We start from the raw sequence: 20,969 nt of genomic DNA, 5'->3' as shown, positions 1-20,969 counted from the left end.
CATCCCGGACAACCGGGATGGCCCCTCGCCTTTTGGGGCTGTTCCAACAGCAGCAAAAGTGCTGTCCTTGGTGGACCCCCCACCCCAAGGAGAGACCCATGCGCGGCGTAGTAATGCATGCACCTGGAGAGGTCCGCACGGAGGACCGGCCCGATCCCGCCATCGAAGAACCCACCGACGCCGTCATCCGGCTGGCAGCGACCTGCATCTGCGGCTCGGACCTGTGGCCGTACCGGGGCATCGAGAAAGTCCAGGACTCCCCCATGGGCCACGAGTACATCGGGGTGGTCGAGGAGGTCGGCACCGAGGTGCGGACCATCAAGCCCGGAGACTTCGTCGTCGGTTCCTTCTGGGCGTCGGACAACACCTGCGTGATCTGCCGGGCGGGCTTCCAGAGCCGCTGTGTGAACGCCGTGCCGATGGGAGCCATCGGCACGCAGGCCCAGCGTGCCCGCATCCCGCTGGCCGACGGAACCCTCGTAGCCACGCCCGGGACTCCCCCGCCGGAGCTTATTCCTTCACTGATGGCGGCATCCGATGTGCTGGGCACCGGCTGGTTTGGTGCCACCGCAGCCCAGGCCGGCCCGGGGAAAACCTCAGTAGTGGTGGGCGACGGCGCCGTCGGGCTGATGGCGGTCCTGGCTGCCAAAGAACTCGGGGCTGAGCGGATCATTGCCATGAGCCGCAATCCCCGGCGCCAGGAACTCGCCCGCCACTTTGGCGCCACCGACATCCTCCCCCAGCGCGGCGACGAGGGCGTTGAGGCGGTGAAGGAACTGACCGGCGGCGTGGGCGCGCACTCCGTCGTCGAAGCAGTGGGCACCCAGGAATCGATGCTGCAGGCCATCCGCTCCACCCGCCCCGGAGGACACCTGGGCTTTGTGGGAGTCACCCATGAGGTGGCGTTGCCCGGCATGGAACTCTTCTTCGCCGAAATCAACATGCTCGGCGGTCCGGCACCGGTACGGCGCTTCCTGCCGAACCTGATCCAGCGCATCTGGGACCGGCAAATCGACCCGGGCCGCGTCTTCGACCTCACCCTTCCACTGGAGGACGCGGCGGAAGGCTACCGCGCCATGGATGAGCGGCGTGCCGTCAAAGTGCTGCTGACGCCCTAGCCTGAACCCATGGACCCCGTGCTGCTGGACTTCCCCTTCACCGGCCGCTGGACGGTGCAGAACAGCCCGGCCAACCGGGTGCCGAGCCACGGAACCCACCTGCTCGGGACCACCTACGCCATCGACTTTGTGGCCGTCGATGCACACGGCCGCTCCGCTCCGCCGTCGTTCCGGGCAGTTTTCGGCACCGAGGCGCCGGAGGCGTTCACGGGGTTCGGCGTTCCGGTGCTGGCTCCTGCTGCGGGCACGGTGGCGGCAGTGCACGACGGCGAACCGGACCATAAGGCGCGGCGCTCACCGTTCGCGCTGGCCGGGTACGCACTCACCCAGCGTCAACGGGTCCGGCAGGGTCCGGCGGGGATCGCGGGCAACCACGTCGTCCTCGCCACCGGCTCCGGGGCGGCTCCGGCCTACATCCTGCTGGCCCACCTGCGGCGCGGCTCCACCGCCGTGGCAGTCGGGGATACTGTCCGGCCGGGTACGCAACTGGGCGAATGCGGCAACTCGGGCAACAGCACCGAACCGCACGTCCACCTCCAGGTCTGCGATTCCATGGACTGGGAGCGGGCCCGCGGCCTGCCGCTGGCATTCCGGCATCCGGGAACGGGTACGCCGTGGCTGCCCCGCAATCGGGACGTCGTCGAAACCGGCTGAGGACCCATGGCCGCTCCGGGCGGCTCGGCGACGTAGGCTCATCAGGTAAGCAGGCTTGGCAGTGTGAGGAGCAGCAGTGACTTTGGTGGACAACGCCGTGTATGTGGACGGCAAACGCCTGCACAGCCCGGAAACCCTTGAGGAGACCTTCGACCTCACCCGGGAGACGGGCGGCATGGCCTGGATCGGGCTCTACCGCCCAGACGACATTGAGCTGCTGGCCGTCGCCGAGGAATTCGGGCTGAACCTGCTGATCGTGGAGGACGCCCTCGCCGGGCACCAGCGTTCCAAGCTGGAACAGTACGGCGACCAGCTTTTTGTGGTGCTGCGGCCCGCCCGCTATCTTGACGACGTCGAACGCGTTGAAATCGGCGAGCTGCACCTCTTTGTGGGCCCCAACTTCGTGGTGACCGTCCGGCACGCCGAGTCTCCGGACCTGGCGCGGGTCCGAACCCGGATGGAGCACGAGGTCGACCTGCTGTCCCTGGGTCCGCAGGCGGTGCTCTACGCCATCCTGGACCAGGTGGTCGACGAATACGCACCGGTTTCCGCCGGGCTCGAGAACGACATCGATGAAATCGAAGACCAGCTCTTCGGCGGCGACGGCGAGGTCTCACGAAGAATCTACGAACTCTCGCGCGAAGTCATTGGCTGCCAGCGTGCCATCAGCCCGCTGGAAACCGTAGTGGGCCAGCTGCAGCGAAATCCGGACAAGTACGCCGTCCCGCCCGAGCTCAGGGACCGGCTCGGCGATGTGCTGGACCACGTCCTGCGCCTCATCGACCGGATCACCGCCTACCGCTCCCTGCTGGACAACGCCCTGGCGCTCAGCTCCACCCTGGCCTCGAACCGCCTGGCGGAGACGTCCATCGCCCAGAACGAGCAGACCAAGAAGATCTCCGCCTGGGCCGCAATCCTGTTTGCTCCCACCCTGGTGGGCACCGTGTACGGTATGAATTTCAAGAACATGCCGGAGCTCGACTGGCCGCTGGGCTATCCGATGGCCCTGGCCCTGATGGTGGTGCTCGGCATCCTGCTTTATGCAGCTTTTAAACGAAACAACTGGCTGTAGGAGGCCCCGCTATGCGCACCCGGATCACGTTCCTGGCCTTGGCCGTGCTGCTCGGCGTAGCTGCCTGCGCCACGGATCCCGGCGCTCCCGGCACCTCCCCGGACGATTCCGGGACTGCCGGGGACACGCCGTCGTCATCCGCATCACCGAATGCGGCGCCGTCCGCACCCGAAGGCGTCTGGGGGAACCCGGAGAACACCCGCGAGCCGTCCCTGGAGCTGCATGGGGACGGGCGCCTGACCGGCACCGACGGGTGCAACCGCCTGATGGGCCGCTGGGTCCTGGAGGACGGGACGGTCCGCTTCCAGGAAGTGGCCATGACCATGATGGCCTGTCCCGACGTCGATCAGTGGCTGGCCTCGGCGGCCACTGCGGTTCCCTCTGAGCAGACACTGCTGGTGTACGACGGCGAAGGCAACGAGATCGGCTCCCTCACCCGGTAGCCTCCTCCCCTTCACCGAAATGACAGAAACTGCCCGTATGAAGCTTCATACGGGCAGTTTCTGTTATCTCGTTGGGGGTGAGAGAGAACTACTTGGGCTGCGGAGCCCGGTGCGATTCCTCGACGCCAAGATCGGCGCCCTTGGTTTCCTTGACCATGGTCACTGCCACGAAGGAGATCACGCAGAGCACCATGATGTAGATGCCGATGGAGCCGGACCAGCCGGTCGCGTTCAGCAGCATCTCGGCAATCATGGGCGCAAATGCGCCGCCCAGGATGGCACCGAGCGCGTAGCCGATGGAGACGCCGGAGTAGCGGACACGGGCCGGGAACATCTCGGCGTACAGCGCCGACTGCGGTCCGTAGGAGAGGCCCAGGCCGATGGTCAGCACAAAGATGGACAGGCCGAACAGGAACACGTTGGCGGTGTCGATCAGCAGGAACATCGGAATGGCCCACAGGAACACCCAGGCGTAGCCGATCTGGAAGGTGCGCACCCGGCCGATCTTGTCAGAGAGCATGCCGCCGTACATCGTGAAGATCAGCCAGCCGAAGGAGCCTACGGTGGTGGCCAGCAGCACGGCCGGACGTTCCATGCCCAGCGCCTTGCCGGCGTAGGAGGCGAAGAACGCGATAACCAGGTAGCCGGCTGCGTTGTTGGCGATGAAGATCAGTGCGGCAAGGATGACCTCGCGGGAGTTGTACTTGAACAGCTGTCCCAGCGGAGCTGAGGATTCCTTCTTGCGCTGCTGCATCTCCTTGAAGACCGGGCTTTCATCGACCGAGCGGCGGATGAAGTAGCCCACGAAGATCAGGACAACGGAGAACAGGAACGGAATGCGCCAGCCCCACTCCAGGAAGGCCTCTTCGCTGAGGGTGCTGGAGATGACAAACATGACGAACGTTGCCAGGATCATGCCGACGGGAACGCCGATCTGCGGGTAGGCACCGAAGAAGCCGCGCTTGTTCACGGGTGCGTGCTCAACGGAGAGCAGAGCAGCACCGCCCCATTCGCCACCGGCGGAGAAGCCCTGCAGGATACGCAGGACCAGCAGCAGGATCGGTGCTGCGACGCCGATCTGCGCGTAGGTGGGCAGCACGCCGATCAGGGCAGTAGCGGCACCCATCATGATCAGGGTGAACACAAGCATCTGCTTGCGGCCGAGCTTGTCGCCCAGGTGGCCGGCGACGATGGCGCCCAGCGGACGGAACAGGAAGCTGATGCCGATGGAGGCGAAGGAAACGATCTGCGCCAGGGCAGTGCCTTCACCGACGGGCGCGAAGTAAAGGGTAGCCAGGACGAAGCCTGCGGCCTGGGCGTAGATGAAGAAGTCGTACCACTCGATGGTGGTACCAACCAGGGTGCCCGCAAGTACCTTGCGTTCCTCCCGGCTCATCCGCTGGGACGGCGCAGCAGACGCGCTTTTAGTAGTCATTGAAACTCCATTATTTTTTGACTGGGGAAACATTACTGAAAGAACGGTCGGTAACCTGTCGCCTCAAGATACCCTGATCTGTGACCGGGAACACACTATGTTCCATTTATGACAAGTGGCCGCAGGAAAATGTCGCTGCCCTGGCGCACAGCCAGAAATCCAGCAATCCCAACATCCCGGGCCGGGCGGCGGCGGAGCGGCGAAATGGATCTCACCCGCGCTTCCCCACCACTTCGTGTCCAAAAACGATGTGTTCGATAATTGAACATCTGTTTCTGATAGCGAACTAGTGGAACTATAGATGACGTGTGATACAGCACACAAGCCCGGGTTTTGGCCGTTAGGCTGAACGGATGCCTTCACAGCCCGCAGAGACCAGCCCCGCTTCGGAACCCACGAGCGCACCGCCCACCGGGACACCGTCCGCAGCATCGGCGTCGGACACCGGCAGCCCTGCGGAAGTGGCCGATGACCTGGTGCAGCGCAGCCACCGGCTGCCCTCCGGCCTGGAATACACCTCCACTACCGGCCGTGTGGTGTTCCGCCGGGAGGAAACTTCCGACGGCAAGGCAGACGGATTCAAGCCCAAGGCAGAGATCTTCCTGACCGCTTACACGGCCAACCACGCCGCGGAAGAAACTCCGAACCCCCGCCCGGTGGTCTTCGCGTTCAACGGCGGACCCGGCTCATCCTCCGTGTGGCTGCACCTTGGCCTGCTGGGTCCCCGGCTCGTGAACTCCGGCGATGCCGGGAACCTCACCCCTCCCCCGTACGGCCTGGTCGACAACCCGCAGACACTGCTGGAGCATGCCGACCTGGTGATGATCGATCCCGTGAACACCGGCTTCTCCCGGGTTGTGGACGGCAACACCGCGGATGAATTCCACGCCTTCGAGCAGGACCGGGACCTGGTGGCGGAAGTGATCCGGCTCTGGACCACCCGCAACAACCGCTGGCTGAGCCCGAAATACCTGGTGGGAGAGTCCTACGGCACCCTGCGTGCCGTCGCCGTCGCCGGGCGCCTCTTTGACGCGTACGGCATGTCTGTCAACGGGCTTGGGCTGATCTCCACCGTCCTGAACCTGGGCACCGTCATGTTCGCACCGGGTGTGGACACGCCGTACGCCCTTCACCTGCCCACCTACGCGGCGATAGCGCACTTCCACGGGCGGCATCCGGACCGTGAACTGGCCGATGTGGTGCGTGAGGCAGAGGAGTATGCGGCGAGGGACTACGGCTATGCGCTCAGCCAGGGCTCCCGGCTCACCACGGAGGAGTACGACGCCGCTGTCCAGCGCCTTGCCGAACTCACCACCCTGGACCCCGGGTTTATCCGCCGCACCAACCTGCGCTGGGACTATGCCCAGTTCTCCGCCGAGCTGCTCCGGGACCAGGGACTGGCCGTAGGGCGGATCGATGGGCGCTTCACCGCTCCCGCGGAGGACCCGCAGGCCTCGGTCAACTGGGACGATCCCAGCCTCGCCGCCATCAACGGCCCCTACGCTGCAGCGATCAACCACTACGTCCGCGCCGAGCTCGGCTACGAGAACGACCTGCCGTACGAAGTCCTCACCGGCAGGGTCCAGCCGTGGAGCTACAAGGAGTTCGAGGGCGTACCCATTGATGTCACAAAGACCCTTGAACGGCTGATGGCACACAACCCGAGCCTGCGGGTGCACGTTGACTACGGCTATTACGACGGCGCCACGCCCCATTTCGCGGCCGAGTACGTTTGGGCGCACCTGCGTTTGTCCGACGCGGCCCGCTCACGGTTCACGCACCACTATTACGAGGCCGGGCACATGATGTACCTGCAGCCCGAAGCACGGCTGGGGCAGCTTGCCGCCTTGGCCGAGTTCGTAGCACCGCCCGCGGACTAATCGGCCGAGAGTGGCCCGTCGGCCAGCCTGGCCACCTGCCTGGCGATTCGAGCGGCCCGCACGGCATCGTTGGGCGCCGTGACAACCTGGTGGAGGATCGGATACCGGGCTGAGCGGCCCAGGTCCGCGAAAGCCGCAGCCGCGTCCGGGGCAGCCGCCAGTGCAGCGTCGAGCTCAGCTGGAACTTCAAGCGCCGCGGGTCCTCCGTAGGCCCGGTCCCATCGGCCGTCTGCCTGGGCCCGGTCAATTTCGGCCTGCCCCCGCACCCGCATGCGGCCCGCCTGGATCAGTCCGGCGACCAGTTCCACGTTCCGCTTCGACCACAGGGACCGCGCCCGCCTGGGCGTGAAGTGCTGCCGGAACGTTGCGGAATCCACAGTGTTCCTCCGGCCGTCAATCCAGCCGCTGCACAGCGCTTCCTCCAGCGCTTCGGCATAGGTGAGCGACGTAGGAATCCGGGTCCCCTTTTTCGCCAGGATCAACCAGACGCCGTCGCTCACGTCATCATTCTCCTGGAGCCAGGCCCGCCAGGCGGCGGCGTCGGCAACAACCAGTTCGGGCGGGGCGGCTCGTTCAGTCATTGGCGATGTCCTTGGGGCGGGGAAGCTGGCCGGGGCGGCATCCCTTGAGTATTCCCCAGATTGGGGACAGCTTATGTCCGCAGGCCTGGTGGGCATCCTTGCGGGCCGCCGGTCCCTTGGATAGCTTCGCCTGCACACGGCTGGCGTGTGGCACGGCACGGGAGGCAGGGCATGGGCAAGGTCGCATGGGGATTCACCAGTTCGATCGACGGGTTCATTGCCGGACCCGGCCACGACATGGCGTGGTTCGACGCACTGGAACCGCTGCCGCCGGGGCTCACCGGGCGGATGGCCGAGGCGGTGGGCGTGATCATCTCCGGCCGTAACGGGTATGACGCCGCCAAGGCCCAGCAGGATGAGCGGGAGGGGGCCACCGCTGAGGCATACGGGGGCGCCTGGTCCGGGACGGAGTTCATCCTGACGCACCGCCCGGAGGAACTGGCCGGGGATCCAACCGTGACCGCACTGAACTGTGACGTGGCGGAGGCTGTCCGCCGGGCCCGGGAGATTGCCGGGGAGCAAGACGTGCAGATCATCAGCGCGGACATAGCCCGCCAGGCGCTGGAGCACGGCCTCATTGATGAGCTGCAGGTGTTCGTGGCTCCGGTGATGCTGGGTGACGGGATCCGCATCTTCGATTTCCCCGGCGGCCGGCGCTATGACTGGGAACTGACCGGCATCATTGCGGGGGCGGAGCGGAGCTTTGGCCGGACCTACCGGCCAAAACGGGCCGCCCGCCAGTGAGCTGCTGCGCTAGCGCGTGGCGAAGTGGATCCAGACGCCGATAATCCACGCGGTTCCGGCCGCGAGCGCCAGCCCAAGTTCCACCAGCATGCCCAGCCCGGTGGCCTTCAGTGCCGCCCAGGACGAGGACGCCGCTGCCGGGAAGCTGCGCTGCCGCGCGAACTCGCTGAGCAGCAGGCCGCCCGCAAAACCGACGATCAGCCCCACCACCGGAATAAAGAACATCCCGGCGATTCCTGCGGCCAGGCCAATGAGGACGGACCGGTTGGGGATCTGCCGCTGCTTCAGTTTCCGGCCGGTCAGGACGGCGCTGGCGGAAAGCCCGCTCAGGGCGAACAGCGCTCCGAAAGCGAAGGACCACCAGCCCGCGCCGCTGCTGACGCCGATGGCCCAGCCCAGGAAGGCCAGCAGGATCAGGATGCTGCCAGGCAGCACAGGCACCACGATGCCGGCCACACCTACCGCGATCAGCAGGCCGGCGACGATGGTGATAATCAGGTCCGTGTCCATGCTGCCCAGTCTTCCACGCGGTGTGCCAGGCACAGGACCGCCGAATCCGGCTGAACCGGCGCCGCTGACGCTACAGTAAGGTTACTTATGAAGTCATCACCTTCAGTCCGGCACCCCCAACGGCAACAGGAGAAACAGATGAGTACCGATTCAGGCAGCACCGCAGCGGGCGAACCCCGACGCCGCCAGGCAGAGGACGTGCCTGCCGGTGGAAACGCGGACGCCGCGGCACCGCAGGCGAACCACACCCCGCAGGAACCCGACGTCACCCGCCGGCTGGAAACCCCGCCGCAGGCCGAAACCACCGGCCGTGCGGGATCCGCCGGCCGTGCCGGCTCCACCGAGTATGCGGATCCCACCGGACACCGGGCCGGGTCGCGCAGCAACGACACGGAAGTCCTGAACACCGGCATCACCGGAACCAGGGACCCGAACGACGCCGCCTACCGGAGCGGGGACGCACCCGCAGGGAGCACCCGGCGGGCCACGCACCGCGAAAACGGTGACGTACGCGCCGCGGCCGCCGCCGAGCACACCGGCTCTGCCCGGACGGCCGAAGAGCCCGTGATGCCGAACCGGGAGGCACTCCTGGCAGCCGAACGCGAGCGTTTTGGCGGCATCAAGTTTGGCGCAGCGTTCTTTGGCTGGCTGACCGCCACCGGAATGGTGGTGCTGCTCTCCGCGCTTGCTGCCGCCATTGGCGCCGCCGTCGGTGTCTCCACCGATACGGACCTGGGGGCCGCCCTGGACCAGGCCGCCGCCAACCAGTCCTCCGGGCTGATCGGCGCGATCATCACCCTGATAGTCCTGCTGCTGGCCTACTACGCCGGCGGCTACGTCGCCGGACGGATGGCCCGCTTCAACGGAGCCAAGCAGGGGGTCGCCGTCTGGCTGTGGGCCCTGGTGGCCGCCGCCGTCGTCATAATCCTTGGCCTGATCTTCAACGACGACATCCGCAGTCTTACCCAGCTCAACTCCGTCGCACCGCTGCCGCAGGATCTTGGTGACGTCAGCGCCGGTTCCTGGCTGGCACTGCTGGCCACCGTGGTGGTCAGCCTGGTCGGCGCTATCCTCGGCGGGCTGGCAGGCATGCGCTTCCACCGCCGGGTGGACCGTGCCAAGTTCACTCCGGTTCCGGCCTAGTCCGGAGCGCAGAAAAAACCGGCCCCGCGCAAGTGCGGGGCCGGTTTTCGCGTCTTGAACACTGCTAGCCGGCAGCGGCCCGCGCGTACTCGTAGAACCCTGCCCCCGTTTTCCGGCCCAGGCGCCCCTGTTCCACCAGCGCAGCAACCGCGGCATTCGGTTTATCCGCGGTATCCCCCGTCTCCGCGTAGGTGCACTCGGCGATGAAGTGAATGACGTCGAGTCCCACCATGTCCATGAGCTCGAACGGGCCCAGGGGATGGCCGAGGGCAGTCCGGGCGGTGGAATCAATGTCCTCACGGGAGGCCACGCCGGCCTCTGCCAGCGCCAGGGCCTCCCGTTGAACCGCCCCCATCAGGCGGTTGGCAATAAACCCGGGAACCTCCCGGTTAATCAGCACAGGTTCCTTGCCGAACGCTCGCGCCAGCGCCATGACCGCCTCCACAGTCTGCTGCGAAGTGGCGTCATTGCGCACCACCTCGACGCACTTCATCACCAGGGCCGGATTAAAGAAGTGCATGTTGCAGACTTTGTCGGGCCGGCCTGACTCCCCCGCGATCTTGGAGGACCCCAGCGTCGAGGAATTGGTGACAAGGATCGTATGGGGCGGGCAAATGCGCCCAAGTTCCGCGAAAATGTCCCGCTTGATTTCCAGCCGCTCAGTAGCGGCTTCGATGACGACGTCGGCACGGGCCGCTGCGGACAGGTCGCCTGCATACTCGATGCGGCCCAGCGCCGCTGACGCGTCCTCCTCCCTCAACTTTTGCTTGCCCACCCGGCCCTTGGCCCAGCGCGCCAAATCGTGTTCCGCTGCGGTCAGGCCCTCAGCTGAGATGTCCTGAAGGATGGTTGGGAATCCCGCGAGCGCGGCCGTCATGGCAATCTGCCCGCCCATGGTCCCAGCCCCCACGACCATGACGCGGATGTTCCGAAGCCCAGGGTCCGTGTGCACAGCGGAGCTCATGCCGGAATACCTCCGCGCAGATAGACAGTAGTGGTGTGGGTGAAGAACTCCCGGGCAGCGCCGCCCTGTTCCTTGGGGCCGTATCCGGACTTTTTCGTTCCCCCGAAGGGAACGTGCGGATCCGCCCCTGCCGATTCGGAGTTTATGTGCAGAATGCCGACGTCCAGATCATCCATGGCGGCCAGGACGAGGGTGGTGTCCTGGGTAAATACTGCGGCGCTCAGTCCGAATTCACTTTCGTTGGCAAGGTCGAAGGCGTCCTGAGCATCCGCTGCACGGCGTACGGCCAGCACTGGTCCGAATAGTTCCTCCCGCCATGCAGTATTCTTCCGGGCCATGGTCCCCGCCGGCACCTCCAAGACCGAAGGCGCCAGGAAACTGCCTGCGGCCTGGCATGTTTCGCTTTCAGCGGGGTCCGGGGTGCTTCCGCAGACCAGCTTGGCGCCCTGGTCCAGAGCGGTACGGATACCGGCGCGTATTTCCTCGGCGGCCGAAGCGGATACCACCGGGCCCATGTGAGTGGCAGGATCCACCGGGTCGCCAACGACCCAGTGCCGCAGACGGGCCTGGAGCCGTTCCAGGAATTCGTCTGCGATTTCTTCCTGGAGGATCAATCGGGACGTCGCGGTGCATTTCTGCCCACTGGAGCGGAACGCTCCGGAAAGGACCTGTTCAACGGCGAGCTCAAGATCCGCATCGGCCAGGACGATGGCCGCATTCTTTCCGCCCAACTCCGCCTGAACCGGGATTCCCCTTTGTGCGGCTTTTCCGGAAATGGCACGGCCCACGCGTGTGGATCCAGTGAAGGTTACGCCGTCCAGCTCGGGGTGCTCAAGCAATTCGTTGCCAAGTTCACCCGGGCCAAACACCAGGTTTAGGACACCGGGCGGCAGCCCGGCCGCGTCCAGCGCCTGCACCAGCCGCATGGCCAGGAGCGGCACCAGGCTCGCGGGTTTGAACACCACGGTGTTCCCATAAACGAGTGCGGGCGCGATCTTCCACGCCGGGATGGCGATCGGAAAGTTGAACGGCGTTATTACCCCAACAACCCCCAAGGGCCTGCGCGCAACGAGGATACGTTCACCCCGGCGCGGAGACGAGAAAACCTCTCCAACCGGCCTGTCACCCTCATTGCCGTAATACCGGAGGATTTGGGCGGCCCGCGCTACCTCCCCAATACCTTCCGCCAGGGTCTTTCCCTCCTCGCGTGCCAGCTCGAGTCCCCACGCCTCGGTGTTGGTTTCGAGGTGCTCTGCAGCCCGTATAAGCACCGCTCCACGCTCATGCATAGGAGTGCGGGCCCAGCCACGCGCGGCTGACCGGGCTGCCGCCATCGCCGCGCCTACATCGGACGGGATCGCTTCCGACCCGTGCGCAACAGTTTCTCCGGGCCGTGAGGGATTCGCAGAGACCAGCGCGGCACCCCTGCCCTCGTTCCATTCGCCGTTAACGTAAATCCGCAGCGCCACTGGATCAACGGGCGGTTCCTGCACAAGGTCGGTGGTCGTTTCCATATTCCTGTTCATTTCGTCAGCTGGCACAGCCGGAGATCCCTAACGGAAGGCCGGGACACCGGTGAGCTTGTTGCCCAAAATCAATGTGTGAACCTCATCCGTTCCTTCGTAGGTTCGAACTGACTCAAGGTTGTTCGCGTGCCGCAGCGGGGAGTAGTCCAACGTAATGCCGTTCCCGCCCAATATCGTCCGGGCTTCCCGGCAGATGGCTATGGCTTCCCGGCAGTTGTTCAGCTTGCCCACGGAGATCTGATGCAGGTCCAGCGTCCCGGCATCTTTCTTTCGTCCTAGGTGCAGGGCCAGGAGGAAGCCCTTATTGATCTCCAGAGCCATGTCCACCAGCTTCTGCTGGGTCAGCTGGTACCCGGCCAGCGGTTTATCGAACTGCATTCGCGTCTGGGCATAGGCCAGGGCGTCTTCGAAAGCATCCCGCGCCGCGCCCATCGCACCCCAGATGATGCCGTATCGGGCCTCGTTCAAGCAGGAAAAGGGGCCTCTCAGTCCTACGACTCCGGGGAGCACCGCATCAGCTGGCAGGCGCACATCTGTCATTTCGATTTCACACTGGATCGAGGCCCTCATGGAGAGTTTGGGTTCGATCGGGGTGGCAGTGAATCCGTGGGTTTCGGTGGGGACCACGAATCCGCGGATCCCGCCGTCGGTCTGCGCCCAGATGACTGCTACTTGCGCCACTGACGCCAGGCCGATCCACCGCTTTGTTCCGTTGAGCACCCAGTCTTCGCCGTCGCGGCGGGCAAAGGTGGTCATGCTGGAGGGGTCGGAGCCCGCTGTGGGTTCAGTGAGGCCGAAGCACCCGATGGCCTTGCCCGCAGCCATGGCCGGCAGCCACTGCTTCTTGTGTTCTTCCGAACCGTGTTTGTGGATGGCGGACATGGCAAGCGAGCCCTGGACCGAGACGAACGTCCGCAGCCCTGAGTCACCGGCTTCCAGTTCCGCCCCGGCCAATCCGTACTCCACCGCGGAACGCCCGGCGCAGCCATAACCGTCCAGATGCATTCCCAGCAGGCCAAGCTCGGCCATCTTGGGGACGATCTCGAGCGGAAAGTGCGCGTCTTCGTACCAAGCTGCGATGTACGGTTTTATTTCCGCCTGGACAAATTCCCGGACTTGGTTCCGCAATTCCAGTTCGCTGGCGGAGAGGAGATCATCGAAATCGATGAGGTCGCTCGGTTCGGTGACGAGTGGGTGGGTAGTCATCTGTTTCCCTTATTGGCCTGGTTCGAATGGTGGATGGTGTCTGCAGTGCAAAGAAGATTTTGATGTTCGCCCAACTCCGGGGGCACCCGGGTGTAGCGTGCGGGCGTCCGGGAGAGCCCGATGGGATTAGCAATATGGCGTGTGGTTCGCCCGTTCGATTCGTCGGTTATGGCAACAACCGGTTCCAGGCCCAGGGACCCGGCAAATTCGATGGCCTCCAGCACGGAGTTCACCTTGCCGGCCGGTACGCCGGCTGACATCAGCTGACCTTGCCATTCCGCGGCAGTCCGGCTTTGAAGCGCTTCCTCGATCAGCACTTTCAACTCCTGTCTGTGCTTCACCCTCAGGGCATTCGTAGCGAAGCGGGCGTCCCGGACCAGGTCCTGAAGCCGAAGCTCACCGATCAGAGAGGCAAACTGCCTGTCGTTTCCCACTCCCACCGCGAGTACGCCGTCAGCCGTGTTGAACGTTTCATACGGCGCGATGCTTGGATGGGCGTTGCCAAGACGGGCCGGCGGCTCCCCTGTGGCGAGTGTCCCGCTGGCCTGGTTCGTCAGCCCGGCAAGCAGCGAAGTGAGCAACGAAATCCCAACCTGCTGGCCTTCCCCTGACTGTTCCCGCTCCCGCAGCGCCAGAAGAATTCCAGATATTGCGTTCTGTGCGGCGAGCACGTCTACAAGCGCCACTCCAACCTTGCTGGGTGGGCCATCCGGCTCCCCGGTGATACTCATGAGTCCTCCCAGCGCCTGGACCAGAAGGTCGAACCCCGGCAGGTGGGCGCCGTGCCTGTCCCCAAAACCTGAAATGGAGCAGTAAATCAGCTTGGGGTTATGGCTCCTGAGTTGCTCGTAGCCGAGACCGAATTTGGTGAGAACGCCGGGCCTGAAGTTCTCGATTACGACATCGGCTTTCCTGATGTGCGTCATCAGGGCAGCCAAGTCGTCCGGATTATTGAAATCGACCACCACGGAACGCTTGTTCCGATTGAGTGCGGTGAAGTACGTGCTCGTTCCGTCCGGTGTTACCGGCGGGCACCAGCTGCGGGTTTCGTCCCCATACGGGCTTTCAACCTTGAGGACGTCTGCTCCGAAATCCGCAAGCATCATCGAGGCCAGGGGTCCGGCCAGGATCCGCGAGAGGTCGACGATCCTGATGTTGTTTAAGGGCTGAGGCATCTTGTCCTGACTTCCCTGATCAAGGGTTACACGCTGCATGAAAACGGCTAGTAGCTCGACGGCGCCGAGGCGGCCCGTGCTGCCCTCCGGCTGTACTTGCCGGCAAGCGCTTCAGCACCGCGGGCAAGGATGGCTACATCGGCACCAACGTTGATGAAATCCGCACCGGCCTCGGTATAGGCACGGGCCTGCGGCTCCTGGAAGGCATTGACGCCCGCGATCTTGCCTTGAGCCTTAACGGTCCGGATAACACGCATCACCGATTCGATGACATCGGGGTGGTCCTGCTGCCCGAGCAGGCCCATCGTGGCTGCCATATCCGCTGGTCCGATAAAGATGCCGTCGATCCCTTCCGTGGCAGCGATCGCAGCGGCGTTGTCTACCGCTTCAACAGACTCAACCTGCACAAGCAGCGAGATGAAGTCATTCGCCCGGGCCAGATAGTCGGGGACGCGGTTCCAGCGGGCTGAACGCGCCAGTGCGGCACCGACACCGCGCACGCCCTCCGGAGGGTATTGCGTTGCCTGAACTGCCTGCCGCGCCTGATCAGCGTTGTGGACCATGGGCACAATCAGCGACTGGGCGCCGATGTCCAGGAACTGCTTGATCACCACCGGGTCGTTGGCCGGGACCCGGACCACGGCCACCGGCGGGTAGCCAGCGATCGCCCGGAGTTGGTCCAGGACGGATTCGATGCCAACGGGCCCGTGCTCTCCGTCGATGAGCAGATAGTCCAGTCCGGCACCTGCACAGATCTCAGCGACGCCGGCATCGCCCGAATTCAGGAACATGCCTGCGGCAGTGCCGCCGTCTTTGAAGAGCTCCTTGAAGGACATAGGCGGATCTATTCGAAACGGCATGTAATCGTCCCGAGCCTTCCGTAGTCCACGGCGACGGTGTCACCTCTCTGGACCCACAGCGGGCGGGTGAAGGACCCGGCCAGGATTATTTCTCCGGCTCCAAGCCCTTCGCCGTGAGCAGCGATCGCGTTTGCCAGCCAGTAGACTCCGGCTGCCGGGTGGTTAAGGACGCCCGCTGCTACACCCGTTTCTTCGACGATCTGGTTCTTATAAAGAATCGCCGAGATCCAGCGCAAATCCACGTCATGGGGGTCGACGGGGTTCCCGCCAACAACCATTGCTCCCATTGCGGCATTGTCGCTAATGGTGTCGACGATGGTCCGACCGTCCATTTCGATGCGCGAATCCAGGATCTCCAACGCCGGAACCACGTATTTCGTGGCCTGCAGGACATCGAAGATTGTGGCCCCGGGCCCACGGATATCGTTGCCCAGGACAAATGCCAGCTCCACTTCCACGCGCGGATGGGTGAATTCGTCCCACGGGATGCTGCTGCCGTTTTCCAGCACCATGTCATCAAAAATGATCCCGTAATCCGGTTCCGTAATCCCGACGGCCGCCTGCATTGCCCTGGATGTCAGACCGATCTTGCGACCGGCAAGCCGGCGCCCGTTAGCTTCAGAGCGCCTGCGCCAGAGGTCTTGCACCCGGTACGAATCCTGGACATTCATGTCCGGATACCGTGCAGTCAGCCGTTCAATCGGAACGCGGGTCCGACCTGCTTCGACGAGCTCGTCGGCTATGGCAGTGATGGTCTCCTCACTGAGCATGGTCAGCCTTTCAATTGAGGGTGAGGGTTTGATGGCGCGGGGGGCATGGGCTTCACCATCCGGTCCGGATGGCGTCCCCTCGCACCTGCTGAAAGAGTTGGCGGGTCCCCCGCTGAAGGACACCGACGTCGCTGCCGACCGCAACCAGGGCGGCGCCCTTCATCGCCCACTCACGACTGTCAGCGGGGGAGCTTGCGTAGAGTCCAAAGTGCCCGCCCACACCCTGGACTGTCTCAAGGACATGGCCCAGCGCTTCACGAACCTGCGGGTGCCTTGGGTTCCCGAGGTGGCCAAGTGAGGCCGCCAGGTCTCCCGTCCCAACGAAAACACCGTCGATGCCCTGGACCTGGGCGATTTCCTTGACCGACTCCAATCCGGCAGCCGATTCGATCTGCACGAAAAGACAGATGGACTCGTGGGCTGTCCTGAGGTAATCGGTGTGGCGCCCGAAGCCGGCTGCCCTGTTCAGGGTGCTCGCGACGCCCCGGTTACCCGCCGGCGGGTAGCGTGTCGCTGCAACCACCTCAGCTGCCTGTTGTGAAGTCTCGACTCCCGGCACCAGCAGGTTCCGCACACCCAGGTCGAGGTACTGCTTAATTGGCGTCGGATCGCGGTCCGGAGTTCGCGCCACAACCTCCACGACGCCGCGGGCCGACTGTACCTGTCCCAGAACAGTTGTCAGGGTGTTGGGCGCGTGCTCACCGTCGATCAGCACCCAGTCCGCACCTGATCCGGCACAGATCTCGGCTGAGTACGGATTCGCGAGCCCCATCCACAGCCCATACTGGGGTTCGCCGGATGCCAGCTGATCCTTCAGGGTCATGAGAGCGGCCCCGCAGCGGCTGTTTCCAACTCGTTCAACGCTTCAGAGCCTTTCGGTTTCGGGCGTGCATCTTCCGCACCCAAGCAGGACGCGAGAGCCACATCATCAGGATCACGACGACGGCGGAAACCGCTGTCATCATCACCGCGACAGCTGCCACCTGGGTGAACAGCCCTTCGCCCCATACCTGGAACAGCAAGGCACTGACCATCGGGGTTTGACCGGTGCCAAGGAGCACTGCCACCTCGAGGTCGCCGATGATCCGCACGAACACGAGGGCAAAGGTGGCAAAAATGCCAGGACGCAGCAGCGGGAGCACAATCTGTCCAAAGGTCCGCCCGGCTCCCGCCCCGCAGAGACGGGAGGCGTCTTCCAAGCTGCCGTCAATTTGAGCGGAGGTACCTTCAAGGGAGATCACGGCGTAGGGCAGGAACGAAACGAAGTACGCCATGCCCATAATCAGCAGTGTGCCGCCGAGGTTGAACGGGGCAGCGGCAAACGCGAAAATGAACGCCGCTGCCAGGACTGCACCAGGGACAACTCCGGGAAACTTTGCCGCCGCACCGGCTGCTTTCGAGACCCAGTTATTGGATTGGCGGGCATACGTCAAAATCAGAGTTGCGGCCATGACAACCACAAAGCCGGCCGTCACTCCCAGGAAAACTGAGTTGCCAATTCCTTCAAGTGCCCCGCCGGCGCCGGAGGCCATTACCTTGAAATTCTCCAGCGTCCAGTTCGAGGCAAAGATGTCCGGCTGCCAGTAGCGCTGCAGGCTCAGGTAGATCACCGCAGCTAGTGGAAGTACGGCGGCGCAGAGGATGTAAGCCAGTCCCACCATCCGCACCGGCCAACGCCAGCGGCCAAGCGCGATCTTGGCCACCTTCGGCGCCTGGCCGCCCATTCGCGCAAAACGCTGCTTTGAGATCACGGAGTGCTGGAGATAGTACAGAACCAGCAGCACGACCAGCAGCAGGACACTCAGGCGCACAGCGGTGCCATAGTCCACTGGGTAGGAATTCTGGATAGAGCGGACGATCCGCACGGACATGATGTCCAGATCCGTTCCGCTGCCAATAATGGCAGGAACGGAATACACTCCCGCCCCGATGATTGTGGCCAGGATGAATCCGGAGAGAAGCGACGGGGCTACTGCCGGAAGCGAAATGGTTCGGATGACCCGCAGGGTGCTCGCGCCTGAGGCGCGTGCTGCTTCCTCCAGTGATGGGTCGAGGGACCGCATCGCCGCAACGATTGGAAGGTAGGTGTAAGGGACGGTGAGCAGCACGTACACAAGAATCATTCCGGCGGCCGAGTAGATCTGGAACCCCATGGGTTCCAGCACAGCCGACAACAGGCCGACCTCAGGGCTGGCCAGGACCACCCACCCAACTGCCAGGGCTACCGCCGGCAGGAACAGCGGGATCAGCGGCAAGGAATCACCTACCGAACCCAGACCCGCGTCCGTGCGCTCGTTGACCCAGGCCAGGAGGGCACCGATTGCCAGGGACAGGAAAGCGCTGATGCCTACCACCACCGCAGTGTCCCGGATCATCCCGGGGAACCACGGCTCGCTTACCAGCTCGATCCAGGCCTCCAGCGGCCCGCCGGCCCTTTGGAACATCTGGAACAGCGGGTATGCAACCAGGAAGACCACCAAGGCCGAAAGCACGAGCAGTAATCCACCAAACGCGCGGCTTCGCAGCAGCTTTCCCCAGCTTCTGGGAGCGGGAGGATTTACCTGTGTCTGCTGCGGGTCTTCCGCCTGCGGCTTTGAAAGGGTTGAGCTGCTAGTCATCGGTTACCACCCGCAGGAACTCCGAGGGAATGCTCACTTCGATCTCGCTAAGTTCCCGTAACTGCGGGTCCGGGGCGCCGAAAGCCCACACGGTCACAACCTGCTCACCCAACTGGCACTGGTATTCGGTGTGCGACCCGGAGAAGGTCCTGGACATAACCACGCCATGCCAGGCCGCGTCGTCGCCGGTTCCGGCTGCTGCTGGCGCAATCCGGCACTTCTCCGGACGGATCATCACTGTCACTGTGTCGCCGGGCGCAGCTTCAAACGCGGGGTCGTCGGCACGCCGGCTTACCTGCATTTCCCTGCCGCACAGCTTCACCAGCATGCTGTCCGCCGACTGCTCGCTTACGGTGGCCTCCATAAAATTGGCCTCGCCGATGAATTCCGCTGTCGAGCGGTTGCTCGGACGTTCGTAGACTGCCACCGGCGAAGCGAGCTGGTCGACTCTTCCGTGCCGCATTACTGCAATTCTGGTGCCAAGGCCCATAGCCTCAACCTGGTCGTGGGTGACGTAGACAGCGGCGAACTCCAACTGCTTGTGAAGCCGAACCAGCAGCGACCTGAGCTTTACCCGGATTCTCGCGTCCACGTTGGAGAGCGGTTCGTCGAACAATACGACTGACGGCTCCGAGATGAGGGTGCGCGCCAGCGCAACACGCTGCTGCTGGCCGCCGCTAATCATTCCCGGGTGCTGCTTGCCCAGCCCTCCGAGGCTGACAAGATCGAGATACTCCGCGGCCCGGCTGAGCGCCGCTGATTTCTTCACCCCGGCCGTACGCAGCGGATAGGCCACGTTCTCAAGCAGGTTCATGTGCGGCCACAGAGCATAGGACTGGAACATCATGTTGACGTCCCGGTCGTTGGGGGCGAGGGAGATCCCGGTGGCGGAATCATAGGCGGGCTGTCCGCTGATGCTTATGGAACCGCTGGTCGGTGACTCCAGGCCGGCGATGCACCGGAGCAGCGTGGACTTACCGCAGCCACTTGGGCCAAGCAGGACAAGCAGTTCGCCGGTTCGCACTTCAAAGGACACATCGTCGACGGCGTTGACGAACTCTCCTTCATGCCGCTGGAATTCCTTCACGACTCTCTGAACGGAGAGACGGATTGGCTTGGCCTCAGCGGCTGCCGGGGCGCCTTGGGCAAGGGGCTGAATCTGGGTAAGGCTCACAGGTGGCCTCCTTCTGGGGGAAGAGTTGGACTTAGTCGAGTTCGAACGCGCTGAGGATGGTGTCGCGCTCATTTACTGCGCGCAGTGGGTCTGCAATGCGTGCGTCATCCGGTGTGGGGCTGCAGCCTTCGACGTCCCCCACAACCAGTGAGAGGTACAAGCCATCCCCGCAGAACGCGGACTGGCCCGCAGCACTCAGCATGAAGTTCGTGAAAACCAATGCGGCATTGGGGTGGGTGGCGTCTGCGGCCACACCAAGCTGATTGGTAAAGGCAAACACCGGTTCCGGGATAACTACTCCCAGCGGGGCACCCGAATTGACCAGTGTCTGGGAGTGGCCTTTCGCTCCCGGGGCCGAAAGGGCGACTTGCCCGGCGGCCACCTTCTGGATGGCCGAAACCGATGAATCGAACCAATCGTCGTTCCCGTCTCCAAGATTCTTGAGATAGCCGGCGCCGTATTCATCCAGTAGGAGCTGATAGAAGGAGAGGACGCTGTCAGAGGCCACCTGCGGATCCGTCAAGGTGGCGTCCTTTAGAAACTCAGGATTCTCCAATTCCTTCCAGCTCTGGGGTGCAGAAGAAATCTTGTTCGTGTTGTACGTAAGCACCCAGGGAGACGTCACCAAACCCACGTGGGCATCATGGGCGAATCCTTCCCGGACATCGGCAAGGTTCGGCACCACGTCCTCGTTCAGGCCCAGGAACCAGTCGGGATCCTGGTTGAACATAAGCGGGTCCGTGACGATCACGGCATCGGCGCTTTGGGCGCCAATTGACGTTTCCGAGGCGAACCGGCTGCGCAGATCACCGGTGGAGAGGCGGGTCATGGTTACGGAGATGTCCGGATACTCCTGGTTGAATGCCTCAACAAGTGCCGCGTTGACGTCCTCGGTAGCCGCCGAGTAGACGACCAGCTCCCCTTCGGCTGCCGCGCGCTGCTCAACATCGGTGAAGTCGGTACCAAGCTCTGATGCTGCGCTCTGGCCTCCGCAGGCGGTCAGAGCGCCGGCAGCCAAAGCAAGACAGGCGACTCGAGGGAGAATGGTGCTAAACGCAGAGTTCATCGATTGCTCCAAAAGGTGTCGCCACTGCAC

20 protein-coding genes are annotated in these 20,969 nt (G+C 64.0%); 7 read left to right on the top strand and 13 right to left on the bottom strand.

What is annotated here, in order from left to right; translation table 11 throughout:
- Window positions 1-98 precede the first annotated feature (98 nt).
- The 4 genes from ABFX29_RS05205 (at window position 99) to ABFX29_RS05190 (ending at window position 3,287) form a co-directional block, all read left to right on the top strand.
- Window positions 99-1,118, top strand: a complete 1,020-nt coding sequence (locus ABFX29_RS05205) for a zinc-dependent alcohol dehydrogenase family protein (RefSeq protein WP_152225457.1) — start codon at window positions 99-101, stop codon at window positions 1,116-1,118.
- 9 nt (window positions 1,119-1,127) lie between these two features.
- On the top strand, window positions 1,128-1,772 hold the full coding sequence (locus ABFX29_RS05200; protein ID WP_152225455.1) for a M23 family metallopeptidase: 645 nt from the start codon (window positions 1,128-1,130) through the stop codon (window positions 1,770-1,772).
- Window positions 1,773-1,848: 76 nt separating this feature from the next.
- Window positions 1,849-2,844 carry a magnesium/cobalt transporter CorA gene (gene corA, locus ABFX29_RS05195; protein ID WP_152225453.1) on the top strand — a complete coding sequence of 332 codons (996 nt, stop codon included), beginning with the start codon at window positions 1,849-1,851 and terminating at the stop codon, window positions 2,842-2,844.
- Window positions 2,845-2,855: 11 nt separating this feature from the next.
- Window positions 2,856-3,287 carry an META domain-containing protein gene (locus ABFX29_RS05190; RefSeq protein WP_152225451.1) on the top strand — a complete coding sequence of 144 codons (432 nt, stop codon included), beginning with the start codon at window positions 2,856-2,858 and terminating at the stop codon, window positions 3,285-3,287.
- 88 nt (window positions 3,288-3,375) lie between these two features.
- Here the strand turns inward: ABFX29_RS05190 and ABFX29_RS05185 are convergent, their stop codons facing one another.
- The gene (locus ABFX29_RS05185) at window positions 3,376-4,722 is read right to left on the bottom strand and encodes an MFS transporter (protein ID WP_152225449.1); all 1,347 of its coding nucleotides are present in this window, start codon (window positions 4,720-4,722) and stop codon (window positions 3,376-3,378) included.
- A gap of 353 nt (window positions 4,723-5,075) precedes the next feature.
- On the opposite strand from ABFX29_RS05185, the gene ABFX29_RS05180 reads away from it, so the two are divergent.
- Window positions 5,076-6,602 carry a S10 family peptidase gene (locus tag ABFX29_RS05180; RefSeq protein ID WP_152225447.1) on the top strand — a complete coding sequence of 509 codons (1,527 nt, stop codon included), beginning with the start codon at window positions 5,076-5,078 and terminating at the stop codon, window positions 6,600-6,602.
- Here ABFX29_RS05180 and ABFX29_RS05175 read toward each other — a convergent pair.
- Complete coding sequence (locus ABFX29_RS05175) at window positions 6,599-7,183, bottom strand: YdeI/OmpD-associated family protein (RefSeq protein ID WP_152225445.1); 585 nt, start codon at window positions 7,181-7,183, stop codon at window positions 6,599-6,601. The two genes, ABFX29_RS05180 and ABFX29_RS05175, sit on opposite strands and share 4 nt — an antisense overlap.
- A gap of 171 nt (window positions 7,184-7,354) precedes the next feature.
- On the opposite strand from ABFX29_RS05175, the gene ABFX29_RS05170 reads away from it, so the two are divergent.
- Window positions 7,355-7,927: a dihydrofolate reductase family protein gene (locus tag ABFX29_RS05170; protein WP_152225442.1), complete on the top strand. Its 573-nt coding sequence runs from the start codon at window positions 7,355-7,357 to the stop codon at window positions 7,925-7,927.
- Between the two features lie 9 nt (window positions 7,928-7,936).
- Here the strand turns inward: ABFX29_RS05170 and ABFX29_RS05165 are convergent, their stop codons facing one another.
- Window positions 7,937-8,437 (bottom strand): DUF456 domain-containing protein, encoded by a 501-nt coding sequence (locus tag ABFX29_RS05165; RefSeq protein ID WP_152225440.1) that lies wholly within the window; start codon window positions 8,435-8,437, stop codon window positions 7,937-7,939.
- Between the two features lie 138 nt (window positions 8,438-8,575).
- Between ABFX29_RS05165 and ABFX29_RS05160 the strand changes: the two genes are divergently transcribed.
- Entirely contained in the window at window positions 8,576-9,580 is a 1,005-nt protein-coding gene (locus ABFX29_RS05160; RefSeq protein WP_152225438.1) for a TIGR04086 family membrane protein, read from the top strand.
- Window positions 9,581-9,644: 64 nt separating this feature from the next.
- On the opposite strand, the gene ABFX29_RS05155 is transcribed toward ABFX29_RS05160, so the two are convergent.
- Genes ABFX29_RS05155 through ABFX29_RS05110 form a run of 10 tightly spaced genes read right to left on the bottom strand, consistent with a single transcriptional unit; the run spans window position 9,645 to window position 20,939 of the window.
- The gene (locus tag ABFX29_RS05155) at window positions 9,645-10,544 is read right to left on the bottom strand and encodes a 3-hydroxyacyl-CoA dehydrogenase family protein (RefSeq protein WP_152225436.1); all 900 of its coding nucleotides are present in this window, start codon (window positions 10,542-10,544) and stop codon (window positions 9,645-9,647) included.
- The gene (locus ABFX29_RS05150; protein ID WP_246167214.1) at window positions 10,541-12,058 is read right to left on the bottom strand and encodes an aldehyde dehydrogenase family protein; all 1,518 of its coding nucleotides are present in this window, start codon (window positions 12,056-12,058) and stop codon (window positions 10,541-10,543) included. Before ABFX29_RS05150 ends, ABFX29_RS05155 begins: the two co-directional genes overlap by 4 nt.
- 39 nt (window positions 12,059-12,097) lie before the next feature.
- Entirely contained in the window at window positions 12,098-13,276 is a 1,179-nt protein-coding gene (locus ABFX29_RS05145; RefSeq protein WP_152225434.1) for an acyl-CoA dehydrogenase family protein, read from the bottom strand.
- Window positions 13,273-14,490, bottom strand: coding sequence for a CaiB/BaiF CoA transferase family protein (locus ABFX29_RS05140; RefSeq protein ID WP_346038479.1), 1,218 nt, complete (start codon window positions 14,488-14,490; stop codon window positions 13,273-13,275). The genes ABFX29_RS05145 and ABFX29_RS05140 overlap by 4 nt, the downstream gene beginning before the upstream one ends.
- Window positions 14,491-14,498: 8 nt before the next feature.
- A complete protein-coding gene (locus tag ABFX29_RS05135) occupies window positions 14,499-15,311 on the bottom strand; it encodes an HpcH/HpaI aldolase family protein (protein ID WP_152225430.1) in 813 nt (270 codons plus the stop codon).
- Window positions 15,296-16,081, bottom strand: coding sequence for a 2-oxo-hept-4-ene-1,7-dioate hydratase (gene hpaH, locus ABFX29_RS05130; RefSeq protein WP_152225428.1), 786 nt, complete (start codon window positions 16,079-16,081; stop codon window positions 15,296-15,298). Before hpaH ends, ABFX29_RS05135 begins: the two co-directional genes overlap by 16 nt.
- 52 nt (window positions 16,082-16,133) lie before the next feature.
- Window positions 16,134-16,904, bottom strand: a complete 771-nt coding sequence (locus ABFX29_RS05125) for an HpcH/HpaI aldolase family protein (RefSeq protein ID WP_152225426.1) — start codon at window positions 16,902-16,904, stop codon at window positions 16,134-16,136.
- 34 nt (window positions 16,905-16,938) lie between these two features.
- Complete coding sequence (locus ABFX29_RS05120) at window positions 16,939-18,699, bottom strand: ABC transporter permease (RefSeq protein WP_152225424.1); 1,761 nt, start codon at window positions 18,697-18,699, stop codon at window positions 16,939-16,941.
- Window positions 18,692-19,873, bottom strand: coding sequence for an ABC transporter ATP-binding protein (locus ABFX29_RS05115; RefSeq protein WP_170287698.1), 1,182 nt, complete (start codon window positions 19,871-19,873; stop codon window positions 18,692-18,694). The genes ABFX29_RS05120 and ABFX29_RS05115 overlap by 8 nt, the downstream gene beginning before the upstream one ends.
- Window positions 19,874-19,904: 31 nt before the next feature.
- Window positions 19,905-20,939: an extracellular solute-binding protein gene (locus ABFX29_RS05110; protein ID WP_152225420.1), complete on the bottom strand. Its 1,035-nt coding sequence runs from the start codon at window positions 20,937-20,939 to the stop codon at window positions 19,905-19,907.
- Window positions 20,940-20,969: the final 30 nt, after the last annotated feature.

This window comes from Arthrobacter gandavensis (genome assembly GCF_039528575.1).
GTDB lineage: Bacteria > Actinomycetota > Actinomycetes > Actinomycetales > Micrococcaceae > Arthrobacter_B > Arthrobacter_B citreus_B.
The sequence above is the reverse complement of the archived record's forward strand: the minus strand, read 5'-3'. Positions and strand labels throughout refer to the sequence as shown.

What these genes read in the sequence shown, in the direction of transcription:
- ABFX29_RS05170 (WP_152225442.1), top strand. Translation starts at nt 7,355, where the DNA reads ATGGGCAAGGTCGCATGGGGATTCACCAGTTCGATCGACGGGTTCATT.
- ABFX29_RS05155 (WP_152225436.1), bottom strand. Translation starts at nt 10,544, where the DNA reads ATGAGCTCCGCTGTGCACACGGACCCTGGGCTTCGGAACATCCGCGTC.
- ABFX29_RS05185 (WP_152225449.1), bottom strand. Translation starts at nt 4,722, where the DNA reads ATGACTACTAAAAGCGCGTCTGCTGCGCCGTCCCAGCGGATGAGCCGG.
- ABFX29_RS05135 (WP_152225430.1), bottom strand. Translation starts at nt 15,311, where the DNA reads ATGCCGTTTCGAATAGATCCGCCTATGTCCTTCAAGGAGCTCTTCAAA.
- ABFX29_RS05160 (WP_152225438.1), top strand. Translation starts at nt 8,576, where the DNA reads ATGAGTACCGATTCAGGCAGCACCGCAGCGGGCGAACCCCGACGCCGC.
- ABFX29_RS05120 (WP_152225424.1), bottom strand. Translation starts at nt 18,699, where the DNA reads ATGACTAGCAGCTCAACCCTTTCAAAGCCGCAGGCGGAAGACCCGCAG.
- ABFX29_RS05200 (WP_152225455.1), top strand. Translation starts at nt 1,128, where the DNA reads ATGGACCCCGTGCTGCTGGACTTCCCCTTCACCGGCCGCTGGACGGTG.
- hpaH (WP_152225428.1), bottom strand. Translation starts at nt 16,081, where the DNA reads ATGCTCAGTGAGGAGACCATCACTGCCATAGCCGACGAGCTCGTCGAA.
- ABFX29_RS05110 (WP_152225420.1), bottom strand. Translation starts at nt 20,939, where the DNA reads ATGAACTCTGCGTTTAGCACCATTCTCCCTCGAGTCGCCTGTCTTGCT.
- ABFX29_RS05140 (WP_346038479.1), bottom strand. Translation starts at nt 14,490, where the DNA reads ATGCAGCGTGTAACCCTTGATCAGGGAAGTCAGGACAAGATGCCTCAG.
- ABFX29_RS05165 (WP_152225440.1), bottom strand. Translation starts at nt 8,437, where the DNA reads ATGGACACGGACCTGATTATCACCATCGTCGCCGGCCTGCTGATCGCG.
- ABFX29_RS05125 (WP_152225426.1), bottom strand. Translation starts at nt 16,904, where the DNA reads ATGACCCTGAAGGATCAGCTGGCATCCGGCGAACCCCAGTATGGGCTG.
- ABFX29_RS05205 (WP_152225457.1), top strand. Translation starts at nt 99, where the DNA reads ATGCGCGGCGTAGTAATGCATGCACCTGGAGAGGTCCGCACGGAGGAC.
- ABFX29_RS05175 (WP_152225445.1), bottom strand. Translation starts at nt 7,183, where the DNA reads ATGACTGAACGAGCCGCCCCGCCCGAACTGGTTGTTGCCGACGCCGCC.
- ABFX29_RS05190 (WP_152225451.1), top strand. Translation starts at nt 2,856, where the DNA reads ATGCGCACCCGGATCACGTTCCTGGCCTTGGCCGTGCTGCTCGGCGTA.
- ABFX29_RS05150 (WP_246167214.1), bottom strand. Translation starts at nt 12,058, where the DNA reads ATGGAAACGACCACCGACCTTGTGCAGGAACCGCCCGTTGATCCAGTG.
- ABFX29_RS05180 (WP_152225447.1), top strand. Translation starts at nt 5,076, where the DNA reads ATGCCTTCACAGCCCGCAGAGACCAGCCCCGCTTCGGAACCCACGAGC.
- ABFX29_RS05145 (WP_152225434.1), bottom strand. Translation starts at nt 13,276, where the DNA reads ATGACTACCCACCCACTCGTCACCGAACCGAGCGACCTCATCGATTTC.